Genomic DNA, 12960 nt, shown 5'->3' on the forward strand with positions numbered 1-12960 from the left:
ACGGCACTCCCTCGCCGGCTCCTCCTCCAGACGACGGCGCTCCCTCGCCTGCAAACGCCGATCCCACAGGGGATACTGACGGAATGGCACGTGACGGCAGGCCGACAGAGATCTTCGTCAGCTACTCCCCCGCCGACACGGCCTGGGCGACCTGGATCGCCTGGGAGCTGGAGGCGGCGGGCTACAAGACCATGATCCAGGCATGGGACTTCGTACCCGGCACGAACTTCATCGACTTCATGGACCGCGGCGTCAGCGAGGCGCAGGTGGTCGTGGCCGTGCTCTCGCGCAACTACCTGACCTCGCGTTACGGCCGCATGGAGTGGCAGGCCGCGCTCCGCGCCGACCCCGACAACCCGTCCAACAAGCTGGTCACGATCCGGCTCGAAGACGTACGCCTCGAAGGGCTGCTGTCCACGATCACCTGGGTGGACCTGCTCGGCGTCACCGATTCGGGCCAGGCCAGGGCGCTGCTGCTGGGCCGGGTCAGGGAGGCGATGTCGGGCCGGGCCAAGCCGGAGGCGGCGCCCGACTTCCCGACGGGTGCGGGCCTGCCGCTGCCCGCGCCGACGCTGCCGCCGCCCGGTGAGCGCTCGCGGGCCCGGCGCGCCCCGGTGTCGGCGCCGAAGTTCCCGCCGTCGGCCATCGCCGACCGCGCCCGCGAGTCGCTGACCGTGCTGCACATCGGCGGTCCCCGGTTCGGCCGGGCCCTGCCCGATCCGGGCGAGCCGTTCACGCCCGAGGACATGCAGGCGCGGATCTGGGCGGATCTGACCTCGATGTACGACCGGGGCATGCCACGCCCCGACCTCATGATGGTCACCGGCGACCTGACCGAGTCGGGCAGCCTTGGACAGTTCGGGCACGCGACGCGGTTCATCACCGACCTGCGGCTGCTGATCGGCCTGGAGCCGCACCGGCTGGTGATCGTGCCGGGCCCGCGCGACGTCACCAAGGCCGCGGCCAGCGCGTACTTCCTGACCTGCGAGGCCGACGACGTCTCCCCGCAGCCGCCTTACTGGCCCAAGTGGCGGCACTTCGCGGGCCTGTTCGGCGAGGTGTACCAGGGGCTGGACGACCGGGTGTTCGACGGCGGCCAGCCGTGGACGCTGTTCGAGGTGCCCGACCTGAGGGTGGTCGTGGCCGGGCTCAACTCGACGATGGCCATGAGCCACCTCGAACGCGACGCCTATCCCCTGCTCGGCGAGGGGCAGGCGGCCTGGTTCGCCGAGCGGCTGCGCCCCTACGAGGAGAGCGCCTGGCTGCGGCTCGGCGCGATCGGGCACCCGCCGTCCATCCTGCGCGACGCGCCGACCTACGACCGGGTCCTCTCGCGGCGGCTCAACCTGCTCTTCCACGGCACGGGGGAGGCCGCTGAGGCGGCCGTCGCCGCGCCGCGCTCCGGCCATCACCACGTCGTCGAGATCACCAAGAACGGCCTGCGCACCTGGCTGCCCGACACCGACCGCCCCGAACGCGTCTCGCACGGCTGGCGGTCCGCCCAGGCCACCTTCACCGGTGACGCGCCGGCCGCCCGCGCCCCCGAGCCCGCGCCGGTCGAGCGCGAACCGGGCCCGGTGGACCTGCTGCTCGACCGGATCACCGAGGTCTGCGAGGCCAGGCACGAGCGGGCCAAGATCCGCCGGTTCGCCGCCCACCTGGTCGTCACCCACCCCGAGGACGGATTCGTCCGGCAGACGATGGTCGGCGCGCACGTGGGCGAGCTGACCGCCGCCGAGGCCGACGCCTTCGTCCGGCAGGCGCACGCGGCCGATCTCGCCGCCGAGCTGGTCTACCAGGGGTCGCCCCCGGCCAGGACGCTCCGCGACGAGCTCATGCGCAGAGGCGTGCGGCTACGCAGCTTTACCGAGTTCCAGGGTCTGCTCGACCTGTCGGGTTATGTCGCCGAGCAGACGGCCAGGCTCACCACCGACCGCCGCTACCCGCCCAGCCTGTACGTCCCCCAGCGCTACCGCGAACTCGACCGGCCCGGACACCAGGTCAGGGAGGGCCTGACGGACGAGCTGATGCGGCTGCTGGCCGCCGACCACGGCCGGTTCCTGCTGCTGCTCGGCGACTTCGGCCACGGCAAGACCTTCGCGCTGCGCGAGCTGGCCAGGCGCATCCCGGCCGAACTGCCGCACCTGACGCCGATCCTGATCGAACTGCGGGCACTGGACAAGGCGCACTCGGTCGACGCGCTCGTCGCCGCCCACCTGGCCGGGCACGGCGAGGAGTTCATCGACCTCAAGGCGTTCCGCTACCTGCTGCGGCAGGGGCGGATCGTGCTGCTGTTCGACGGGTTCGACGAGTTGGTCACCCGGCTCACCTACGACCGGGCGGCCGACCACCTGTCGACGTTACTGGCCGCGGCCGAGGACAAGGCCAAGATCGTGGTGGCCAGCCGTACCCAGCACTTCAAGTCGCACAGCCAGGTGCTCACCTCGCTCGGCGAGATGGTCGGCGTGCTGCCGCAGCGTCGGGTGCTCAGCGTCGAGGACTTCACCCACGACCAGATCCGCACCTACCTGGCCAACCGCTTCGACGACGGCGACGCGGCGGCGGCGCGCATGTCGCTGATGGAGAGCATCACGGACCTGCTCGACCTGGCACAGAACCCGCGGATGCTGAGCTTCATCGCCGACCTCGACGCCGACCGGCTGCGCACGGTGGCCGGCGCCCGCCACACGATCAGCCCGGCGCTGCTGTACGAGGAGATCCTCGGCTCGTGGCTGGCGTTCGAGGAGCGGCGGGCCAAGGTGCCGGGGTCGCCGACGCCGCTGACCACCGACGAGTTGTGGCAGGTCGTGACGGGGCTCGCGCTGCGGCTGTGGGACTCGGGCGAGTCACTGCTGGGCGTCGACGAGCTGACCGAGTTCGCCGAGACGCTGACCGGCCTGGCCGGCGGGCAACTGTCCGCCGAGCACGCCGCCCACGCGGTGGGCTCGGGGAGCCTGCTGGTACGCACCGAGGAGGGCATGTTCGGGTTCATCCACTCCTCGGTCATGGAGTGGCTGATCGCCCGGCACATCGCCGCCACGATCGAGGCGCCCCTGGTGCTGTCGCGCAGGCCGCTGTCGGCGCTGACCGTCGAGTTCCTGTGCGACCTGGCCGACATACGGGCGCTGCGGGCGTGGGTGTCCGACCCGCCCGCCGACGACCTCTCGCGGGCGAACGCGGTCAAGATCTCGGCGCGGCTGCGTACCCCCGCCCGGGCCGACCTGCGGGGCGCGAACCTCAAGGGCGAGGACCTGTCGGCCAGAGACCTGCAAGAGGTCGACCTGACCGGCGCCGACCTGACCGACGCCACGCTCGTCGGCACGAACCTGTCCCGAGCCGTCCTGCGCGACGCCAAGCTGGCCGGGGCGCGGCTCGACGGCGCCAAGCTGGCGGGCGCCGACCTGACCGGGGCCGACCTGTCGGGCGCGCGGCTGGCCCATACCGATCTGAGCGACGTGTCCGCCGAGGGCGCCCGCTGGCACCGGGCCACGCTGATCAACGTGACGGGCACGCTGCCGCACCTGCCGGGCGCCTCCGTCGTGCCGGGCCAGCCGGTCGAGATCCAGCTCGCGCCCGCCGCGATCGGCGTCCCGTACGGCTATCACTTCCAGACCAGCCGGCTGCCCGAGCCCATCGCCTACAGTCCCGACGGATCCACCATCGCCGTCGGCAACGAGGACGGTGGCGTGCTGCTGTGCGTCGGCGGCGCACCCGTGCGGACGCTGCAGGGGCATCGGGGCCGCGTCTACGCGGTCTCGTTCGCCGCGGAACTGCTGGCCACCGGCGCGAGCGACGGCCTGGTCGTGCTGTGGAACGCCCTCACCGGCGAGCACCTGCGCGAGCTGCGCGGCCACGCCGACGGGGTCTGGCCGCTCCGGCTCAGCACGTCGGGCGAGCTGGTCGCGGCGGGCGGCGGCGACGGCGTCATCCGCGTCTGGGACACCGCCACCGGCCGGCTCGTCCACGAGCTCGCGGGCCACCAGGCACCCGTCTACACGGTGTCGTTCGGCGACTCGGTGCTGGTCAGCGGCGACTCGGCGGGCGTGGTGCGGATCTGGGACCTGACGTCCGGACAGGTGACGGGCACGCTCGACGGCCACCGCGGCTCGGTCTTCCGGGCGGTCCACAGCCCGGACGGATCGCTGCTGGCCACCGGCGACGAGGCCGGGACGGTACGCCTGTGGGACACGACCACCTGGTCGCTGCGCCACGAGCTCAAGGGGCACCCCGGCAGCATCTACTGCCTGACCTTCGCCCCCGACGGCTCACTGCTGGCCAGCGGCGACACGGCCGGGACCGTACGGCTGTGGGACCCGGCCGGCCAGGCGCACGGCGTCCACACCAGCCATTCCGGATCCGTCTACCAGGTCGTCTTCTCCCCCGACGGCCAGACGCTGGCCAGCGGCGACTCCAACGGCGTCGTCCGGCTGCAGGAGGTGGGCGGCGGCCGGCGGGTCGAGCTGGCCGGGCATCGCAGCTCGGTCTGGCCGTTCGTGTTCCGCCCCGACGGCGAGCAGCTCGCCACCAGCAGCAACGACGGGACGGTACGCCTCTGGGATCCGGCCAGCGGCCAGTGCCAGCGCGTGCTGCGCGGCCACGGCAGGCGGATCTCCTCGGTCAGGTTCAGCACCGACGGCTCGATGCTGGCCACCAGCGGCAACGACGGCGTCGTACGCATCTGGGAGCCCCACACTGGGCGCCGCCTGCGCGAGGTCACCGGCACCGCCGACCGGCTCATCTCGGCCCTGTTCTCACCTGCCGGGCCCGTACTGGCCACCTCCAGCAACGACGGCGGCGTACATTTCTGGAACGCCGTCACCGGCGACTACGAGCGTGAGCTCAACGCCGAGACCGACCACGTGTGGGCCGAGGCGTTCAGCCCCGACGGCACTCTGCTGGCCACGGCGAACGACGACGACAGCGTGCGGATCTGGTACCGGCCGACCAGCCGCCTGGTGAGCAACCTGGCCGACCATCGGGGCCGGGTCCGCTCGATCGCCTTCAGCCCCGACGGCCGCTTCGTGGCGACGGGCTGCGACGACCGGCTGGTACGCCTCTGGCACGTCGAGTCGGGCGGCCGGGTCGCCACCCTGGAGGGCCATACCGACCGGGTCTACTCGGTCGCCTTCTCGCCCTCGGGCCGGCACCTGGCGAGCGCCGGCAACGACGGCCGCGCCATGGTGTGGGAGCTGCGCCCCGGCCAGCCGTGGCAGCCGCTCCTCCAGCACACGCTCGACAAGCACGCCGGACGGTTGTGGAGCGTCGCGTTCGACGCCACGGGCGAGCGGCTGGCCACGGGCGGCGACGACCTCATGGTGCGGGTCTGGGACACGGCGACGGGGCGGGAGCTGCACACGCTGGCGGGGCACTCGCGGCGGGTGTGGTCGGTGGCGTTCAGCCCCGCGGCGGATCTGCTGGCCAGTGCCGGGGACGACGGGGTGGTGATCCTCTGGGCGGGGGCGGAGCGGCGGGCCACCCTGCTGGGCCTGCCGGAGGGCTGGGCGGCGCTCGCCCCGGACGGGAGGTACAAGATCCAGGGGGAGGTTTCCGGGCAGTTCTGGCATGTCATCGGGATGTCGCGGTTCGAGCTGGGCGAGCTGGACCCCTATCTGCCCGGCGTCCGTCAGGTGCCGCTCGACTCCCCGTTCTGAGAACCCCGCCGGACCGCCGAAACCGCCGCGCCGGATGCCGTTGCCACCGCGCCGTGACGACGGCGAGCGCAGTGGACGGCGAGCGCGTTGTCCGCCTCGGTCAGCCGCGTCCGGACCGGGTCACCAGGTCGTCCCAGACCTGGCTGACCTTGGCCTCCAGGTCGTCCAGATCGCCCTCGTTGTCGATCACGATGTCGGCGACCGCCAGCCGCTCCTGGCGGGTCGCCTGCGCCGCGATGCGGGCCTTGGCGTCCGGTTCCGGCATGCCGCGGTGCTCGGCCAGGCGGGCGATGCGCACCTCGTCGGCGGCGTCCACGACGATGACCACGTCGTACATCGGCGCCAGCCGGTTCTCCGCGAGCAGCGGCACGTCGTAGACCACGATCGCGTCGGCGTCCGCCCGGCTCTGCAGGTCGGCGACCCGCTCCCCCACCAGCGGGTGCACGATGCCGTTGAGCACCGCCAGCCTGTCGGGGTCGGCGAACACGATGGCGCCGAGCTTCTCCCTGTTGAGCGAGCCGTCGGGATGGAGCACCTCTTCGCCGAACGTGGCGACCACCCGGGCCAGGCCCGGGGTGCCGGGCTCCACCACCTCACGGGCGATCTTGTCGGCGTCGATCACCACGGCGCCCCTGGCCGCGAGGCGCTTGGACACCTCGCTCTTGCCCGAACCGATGCCGCCGGTGAGCCCGATTTTCAACACGCGGAAAGACTATCCGTGATCGGGATCACGGCGCATGTGCACCAACGTGAGGTGATCGTCCATTCGCTCCCTGCGGGTCTCGCGGTAGCCCAGGCGGCGGTAGAGACGCAGGTTGGCCTCGGACAGGTGGCCGGTGAACAGGTCGAAGGCCGTCGCCTCCGGCGTCTGCTCGTGCAGCGCCTCCAGCAGCGCCCGGCCCAGCCCGCGACCCTGCTGGTCCGGCGCCACCACCAGGCGCCCGACCAGGCAGGTCGTGCCGGCCAGTTGGCCGCGTACGGCTCCCACGATCCGGGCACCATCGGTCGCCTTGAACACGATGCCGGTCTCGATGCCCTTGCGGACCTGCTCCACGGACTCCAGGAGCGGGGGCAGGAACGGGTCGCCGTAGAGCTGCGCCTCGGTCACGTACGCCGCCCGCTGCACGGTGAGGATCTCACCGGCGTCAGCGGCCCGCGCACGCTCGATCTCCACGCGAGCACCCTACTCCAGCCCCACACCCACGTCATTCGCGTCCCTCAGCAACCCGGCTGAACACCGAGACGCTGCACCACAACATCGACCACTCGATCAGGATGGTGACCGCGCTCAGCCCCGTCGTCGGTTACGACCAGGCCGCCCGCATCGCCCACTACGCCCTCGACAAGGGCCTGGCGCTCAAGGACGCCGCACTCCAATGCGGCATCGCCGCGGACCTCTACGACAAGATCGTCATTCCCGAACGCCTCACCCAGCCCGGCGTGCCAAGCCCGGACGGCGGCACCCGGCACTGAAGAAGCGGCATAAAGGGCGACAAAGGAGTGAGCCGGGGTGCGGCTACCGCCCTGAACGGGCAGTGGCCGCCGACGGGCCGGTGTCGTGGGTGATGGTCTTCCTGTTGAAGTTCTTGCCTCTGTCTCGCCCGGTGCCCTGACGCCTGGCGTTCCCGGAGATGGAGGGCGGGCATTCGAAGGGATCTCCCTGGAAGCTGCTTGCCAACGCATGGGGGCGGCCCCTGGAGCGGTTCTCCAGAGGCCGCGATGGCGGACGACATCAGTTCTATGGCATCCGAACTTCGCGCTCGAGCCTGGAAGACCAGTCGCACCAGACAAGGCCGGGCAGGAACGCCCCGCCGGCCTCGTCCAGGTTGTCCTCGACGTAGGGGATCGTCGCGTCGCAGACCTCGATCGCCGCGTCGAAGAAGTCGACGGTGTCGGTGTTCAGGTGATAGCTCCAGCGCGGGTTGTAGGGGGCTTGGCGCTTGAGGATGCGTCCGATAACGTGCGGTCGATCGGTGGTGTCGCCGTTCACCAGGTCGCGGGCGTGCTGGATCTTCGCAGGGTCCGTGAGCTTGATGACGAACTGCTCGCGGGTGATGTCGGTCATCACGAAGTAGGCCGACTCTGCCGCCTGAGCGGGTGCGGGGGCGGCGACGCTGAGCGCCGCGATGGCAGCGAGAGCCGTGACGGTCTTAGTCAGGGTGCGGTGCATGGATGCCTTTCACCTCGGACAATTACTGAGAGTTGCCTTTGCATACGCAAAGTAATCACACGAAGATTGACGCACCCCCTGGCGCCACAGTGACAAGGCCATCACCTCCTGCCTCCGCTGGAACGCCTTCACGTCCTCGACAGACGTGAATCGCAGAAGGGGCACACTCGACCCATGCGCCGATCCCTAGCCGGCCGCGGCCTTGCTGGGGCCGCGATCTTCACTTTGAGCGTTCCTTTGACTACTCTTTGTAGCCGACAGGTTCGCTTCGCCAACGGAGAGTGACTCATGAAAAAGACCTTCCCGACGACCCTGCTCGCACTGGCCGTGGTGGGGATCGCCGGTCCCGCCCATGCTGACATCGACGTGAGCTTCGGCGGAGGGGTGAACGCGGCGAACAACTGGAACTTCACCGCTGCGGCCGTCTGCTTGCAGGAGGTGGCGGTGGTTCCGGTCCTCGGAGACTGGGTGGGCGATCACGTGAACAACTGCTCCAACGGCAACGTCATCGATCACAGCCGGTAAGTAGGTGTAGGCCTGCGGGCCGGCGAGATCACTTTGCCGAGGACGAGCCCTCAGCGCCGACGATGCAGCGGAGCGACGTTCGGTTCGGGCAGATCCAGCCGCTCCCGCAGTTCCTGGTTCTCCAGGCTGAGCTGGTGAACGGCCCGGACCGGAGCGGGGACGTCTGTACCCGGCCCCAACCGCCGAGCGCCACGCAATGTACAGATCGCGCCCTGAAGGCCACGGCCGCGGGCGCCGTGACCTTCAGGATCAGCGAGTCAGGCCGTGAGAGCCGCCGCCGCTTCCCGGTAGATGACGCTCGGGTCCTCCGACAGCCACGTCTTCACCTGGCGGCTCCAGTCGTCGGCGAGCACCTCGGGCCGGCGCGCCTCGATGCCGTCGAGGGCCGCCGCGACGATCACCTCGGGGGCGGTCTTGTCGCCGTTGTACCAGGCCATCATGTCGGTGTCCGCGGCGCCCAGGTGCAGGCCCGTCACCAGGGTGCGCTGGTTGGCCAGCTCCAGGCGTACGGCGTTGGTGAGCGCCCATTCAGCGGCCTTCGCCGCATGGTAGGCGCCCGCGCCGTCGAAGGCGAGCCACGAGATCGCGGACAGGACATTGAGGATCGCGCCGTCGGCCAGCTGGGGCGCGAAGGCGCGGATCACGTTGAGGGTGCCGTAGAAGTGGGTGTCCATCTCGCGGCGGATCGTGTCCAGGTCTCCGGTGACCAGGTTCGCCCCGGTCGAGATCCCCGCGTTGTTGATGACGATCTTGACGTCGCCCGCCGCGGCGGCCGCGGCGGCGACCGATGCCGAATCCGTGATGTCGAGGTGCAGCGGGATGGCCCCTGGTACGTCGATGAGGTCCGGGCGGCGGGCGGTCGCGTACACCTTGCCGGCGCCACGGTCGAGGAGGGAAAGGACGAACTGCCGGCCCAGGCCGCGGTTGGCGCCGGTTACCAGCACATGTGCCCCGTTTATCTTCATGCCGGATAGGCTAAAACCTGACGTTGACGTCAGAGGCAAGTCTTGTGTCGGAGGTCACTGTGCGTATCGGCGAGTTGGCGGCGAGGTCGGGCGTCAGTGTGCGGGCCCTGCGCTACTACGAGGAGCAGGGTCTGCTGGACGCGAACCGGAGCGACTCCGGGCAGCGCCACTATCCGGAGCCGGCGGCCGACCGTGTCCATCTGATCCAGATGCTCTACGCGGCGGGCCTGTCCAGCCGGACCATCGCCGAACTGCTGCCCTGCGTCGAAGCCAAGGTCAGTACTCCGGAGTCGCGTGCCCGGCTCGCCGCCGAGCGCGAGCGCATCGATGCCCAGATCGCCGCGTTGACCCGCACCCGTGACCGCCTGGACATGGTCATCGCGCTCACGGAAATCCCCGAGAACGGCTGCGCGTGGATCGCGGACCGAGACGTCGCCGCAGAGGCGAGCCACTCCGTGACGCACTGATCACCGAGGCCGCGGGCCCCGCTCCACGACAAAGCCACTATGGAGGTCCTGGAGCCGGTGATCGTTCTCCTGCGGAACCTCCCGAGCAGGGCCGGCAAGCCCTCGCCGCGGACCAGCTGGTCCGCCTGACAACACCCAGATGACCTTGACGGGCGAACCACCGGGTAGGCCGGCTGCGCCCATCCTGGAAGGGGTTGCGGACTGAATCGTTCACCTTTGACCCAAAAGAAGAACCCCGCACCAGACGGTGCGGGGTCCTTCTCTACTTAGCTAGCCAACCAGATCAGCTCTGGCCGCCCGCGAGCTTCTCGCGCAGAGCCGCGAGAGCCTCGTCGGAGGCAAGAGCGCCGGCCGCCGGAGCGGACGAGCCCGAGCTGCTGGCCGGAGCCGCCGTCTCACCGGTGTAGGACGAGGGAGCGGCTTCGCCCGCCTCGGCCTCCGCCTTGCGAGCCTCTTCGATCTGCTTCTTGTGCGCCTCGAAGCGGGTCTGGGCCTCGGCGTACTGCCGCTCCCACTCCTCGCGCTGCTTGTCGAAGCCGTCGAGCCACTCACCGGTCTCCGAGTCGAAGCCCTCGGGGTAGATGTAGTTGCCCTGGTCGTCGTAGGTCGCCGCCATGCCGTAAAGCGTGGGGTCGAACTCGACCTCGGTGCCGACACCCTCGTTGGCCTGCTTCAGCGAGAGGCTGATGCGACGCCGGTCGAGGTCGATGTCGATGATCTTGACGAAGATCTCGTCGCCGACCTGGACGACCTGCTCCGGGATCTCCACGTGGCGCTCGGCCAGCTCGGAGATGTGGACCAGGCCCTCGATGCCCTCCTCGACCCGGACGAACGCGCCGAACGGCACCAGCTTGGTGACGCGACCCGGCACGACCTGGCCGATCTGGTGGGTGCGGGCGAACTGCTGCCACGGGTCTTCCTGAGTGGCCTTGAGCGACAGGGAGACGCGCTCGCGCTCCATGTCGACATCGAGGACCTCGACCGTGACCTCCTGGCCAACCTCGACGACCTCAGAGGGGTGGTCGATGTGCTTCCAGGACAGCTCGGACACGTGGACCAGGCCGTCGACGCCGCCGAGATCCACGAACGCACCGAAGTTGACGATCGAGGAGACGACGCCCTTGCGGACCTGCCCCTTCTGGAGGGTGTTGAGGAACGTCTGGCGAACCTCGGACTGCGTCTGCTCAAGCCACGCGCGGCGGGACAGGACCACGTTGTTGCGGTTCTTGTCCAGCTCAATGATCTTCGCCTCGAGCTCGCGGCCGACGTACGGCTGCAGGTCGCGGACACGGCGCATCTCGACCAGGGACGCCGGCAGGAAGCCACGGAGGCCGATGTCGAGGATGAGTCCACCCTTGACGACCTCGATGACGGTGCCGGTGACGATGCCGTCCTCGTCCTTGATCTTCTCGATCGTGCCCCAGGCCCGCTCGTACTGAGCGCGCTTCTTGGACAGGATCAGGCGGCCCTCTTTGTCCTCCTTCTGGAGAACGAGGGCCTCGACGTGTTCGCCGACCTCCACGACGTCAGCAGGATCGACATCGTGCTTGATCGAAAGCTCACGCGAGGGGATGACACCCTCTGTCTTGTAGCCGATATCGAGAAGGACCTCGTCTCGATCGACCTTGACGACGGTGCCCTCGACGATGTCGCCGTCGTTGAAGTACTTGATGGTCTCGTCGATCGCTGCGAGGAAGTCTTCCTCGGACCCGATGTCGTTGACCGCTACCTGCGGGGTGCTCGAGGTGGCCTCAGTGCTGGACGTCATGTGTGGAATTGCTCCGAACGCGGACAGAATGTCGATGTGGCGGACGCGCGGCAGGCTCTCTTCCGCATCAAGCCGAGGAATAACGACATCGACGTGACCGAGCGCGAGCCCGCTCCGTCTGAGGCGCGCGCGAGCCCACAGCGCAGCGATCAGCATATGAGACCTTGAGCATGAGGTCAATCCAACCGCCCGAGCACCGGTCAATAGACGACGAGCTGGCCTCTCCGCTTTGGCGCAATATTACCCTGAAGGCGCTGCGGGATAGAGATCTTTGTGGGGTCCCCGTCGGACACGTAACGGTCCCCAGGGTGCTTGTTCAGCCACCCCAGCCAGTACTGCGAGCACCACTTGCGGCATTCGCCCTTGTTGCCGTTGCTCTGGATGCGCTGGATGGCCACGGGATCGAAATTTTTCGCATAAGGCGAACGTGAGGGCTCGGCCCCGGCCAGGAAGACCCCGGCGAAGTCATAGGTGGTGCCGTCCCACTTGCCGTGACGGGCGATCTTCTTGGGGTGCGGCATCGCCCCGAACGGCAGGGCCATGGTGATCGACGGACCGGCTCCGAGCTTCTTCAGCAGCCGTTCGAGCCGGACGATCTGCTCCTTGACCTTCTTCTTCCGCATGGCCGCCAGATTGGGGTGGGACCAGGTGTGGTTGGCCACCTCGAACCCGTGATCGACCAGCCACCGCACGGCCGCCGCCTGCTCCTCGGGCTTCCGCAGCCCGAACGGGTCGTGGTTGATCCACAGCGTGGCGACCGGACGGAACTCGGGATAGCGCCGGGCCACGTCTAAGAGCACGCCGACCGCCGTGTGCGGCTCGGGGTTGCCGCTCGCGTCGAGCCTGAAGTGGCTCTCGTGCCCGTCGTCGAAGGTCAGCACGACGGGGAACCTGCCCGCGGGCACCCGGATGTCGCCGGTGGCGAACTCCTTGGCGGTGATCGGCCAGTAGCCCTGCTTGGCCAGCTTCTCCAGCTCCCTGCGTAGCTGGTCGGGCGTGCGGTCGATCGAGGCGAAGCGCTTCTTGAGTATCCGGTGGTACATCAGCACCGGCACCAGGCCGAGCTCGTTGGCCTTGACCTGCTTGGCGAACTCCGGCGTGGACACCGCTCCGGGCGGCTCGGCGACCGTCGGCACGGGCTCGGCGGGGGTGGGCTGCGCGGACTGCACGACCCTGACCGCCGCCGGTGGCCCGGGGACGGGCCGGCCGGAGGGCAACTGCAGCATCAGCCCGAGGACCGCCACTGCCACCACCCCGATCGCCACCACCCCGATGTGCACGATGGCGATGACCCGCGGGAAGGACGCTGACGATCGCACAAGGCTCCCGTGCCAGTCGGGGAAATGTACTTTCAGGGTAGTCCAAAACCCCGTATCGGCCGCTGTTCTCGACACGCCGGACCGCCCTGTTTCAT

10 protein-coding genes are annotated in these 12960 nt (G+C 69.5%); 4 read left to right on the plus strand and 6 right to left on the minus strand.

Features of this window, described 5'->3' with window-relative positions:
- Window positions 1–83 precede the first annotated feature (83 nt).
- A complete protein-coding gene (locus AB0F17_RS08990) occupies window positions 84–5651 on the plus strand; it encodes a TIR domain-containing protein (protein ID WP_358018651.1) in 5568 nt (1855 codons plus the stop codon).
- Window positions 5652–5751: 100 nt separating this feature from the next.
- On the opposite strand, the gene coaE is transcribed toward AB0F17_RS08990, so the two are convergent.
- Both coaE and AB0F17_RS09000 read right to left on the minus strand, forming a co-directional pair.
- Window positions 5752–6354 (minus strand): dephospho-CoA kinase, encoded by a 603-nt coding sequence (coaE, locus tag AB0F17_RS08995; RefSeq protein ID WP_358018654.1) that lies wholly within the window; start codon window positions 6352–6354, stop codon window positions 5752–5754.
- Between the two features lie 9 nt (window positions 6355–6363).
- Window positions 6364–6825 (minus strand): GNAT family N-acetyltransferase, encoded by a 462-nt coding sequence (locus AB0F17_RS09000; protein ID WP_358018657.1) that lies wholly within the window; start codon window positions 6823–6825, stop codon window positions 6364–6366.
- A gap of 101 nt (window positions 6826–6926) precedes the next feature.
- Here AB0F17_RS09000 and AB0F17_RS09005 point away from each other — a divergent pair, with 101 nt between their 5' ends.
- A complete protein-coding gene (locus AB0F17_RS09005; protein ID WP_358018660.1) occupies window positions 6927–7124 on the plus strand; it encodes a hypothetical protein in 198 nt (65 codons plus the stop codon).
- A gap of 265 nt (window positions 7125–7389) precedes the next feature.
- Here AB0F17_RS09005 and AB0F17_RS09010 read toward each other — a convergent pair whose 3' ends face one another.
- Window positions 7390–7821: a calmodulin-binding protein gene (locus tag AB0F17_RS09010; RefSeq protein ID WP_358018663.1), complete on the minus strand. Its 432-nt coding sequence runs from the start codon at window positions 7819–7821 to the stop codon at window positions 7390–7392.
- Between the two features lie 288 nt (window positions 7822–8109).
- Here AB0F17_RS09010 and AB0F17_RS09015 point away from each other — a divergent pair, with 288 nt between their 5' ends.
- The gene (locus AB0F17_RS09015) at window positions 8110–8346 is read left to right on the plus strand and encodes a hypothetical protein (RefSeq protein WP_358018666.1); all 237 of its coding nucleotides are present in this window, start codon (window positions 8110–8112) and stop codon (window positions 8344–8346) included.
- Between the two features lie 257 nt (window positions 8347–8603).
- Here the strand turns inward: AB0F17_RS09015 and AB0F17_RS09020 are convergent, their stop codons facing one another.
- A complete protein-coding gene (locus AB0F17_RS09020) occupies window positions 8604–9311 on the minus strand; it encodes an SDR family oxidoreductase (RefSeq protein ID WP_358018669.1) in 708 nt (235 codons plus the stop codon).
- A gap of 59 nt (window positions 9312–9370) precedes the next feature.
- Here AB0F17_RS09020 and AB0F17_RS09025 point away from each other — a divergent pair, with 59 nt between their 5' ends.
- A complete protein-coding gene (locus AB0F17_RS09025) occupies window positions 9371–9778 on the plus strand; it encodes a MerR family transcriptional regulator (protein ID WP_358018671.1) in 408 nt (135 codons plus the stop codon).
- Window positions 9779–10061: 283 nt separating this feature from the next.
- Here AB0F17_RS09025 and rpsA read toward each other — a convergent pair whose 3' ends face one another.
- Window positions 10062–11546: a 30S ribosomal protein S1 gene (gene rpsA / locus AB0F17_RS09030; RefSeq protein ID WP_358018674.1), complete on the minus strand. Its 1485-nt coding sequence runs from the start codon at window positions 11544–11546 to the stop codon at window positions 10062–10064.
- Between the two features lie 200 nt (window positions 11547–11746).
- Window positions 11747–12865 carry a polysaccharide deacetylase family protein gene (locus tag AB0F17_RS09035; RefSeq protein WP_358018677.1) on the minus strand — a complete coding sequence of 373 codons (1119 nt, stop codon included), beginning with the start codon at window positions 12863–12865 and terminating at the stop codon, window positions 11747–11749.
- Window positions 12866–12960: the final 95 nt, after the last annotated feature.

Source organism: Nonomuraea sp. NPDC026600, from assembly GCF_040638335.1.
In the GTDB taxonomy this organism is placed as follows: Bacteria; Actinomycetota; Actinomycetes; order Streptosporangiales; family Streptosporangiaceae; genus Nonomuraea.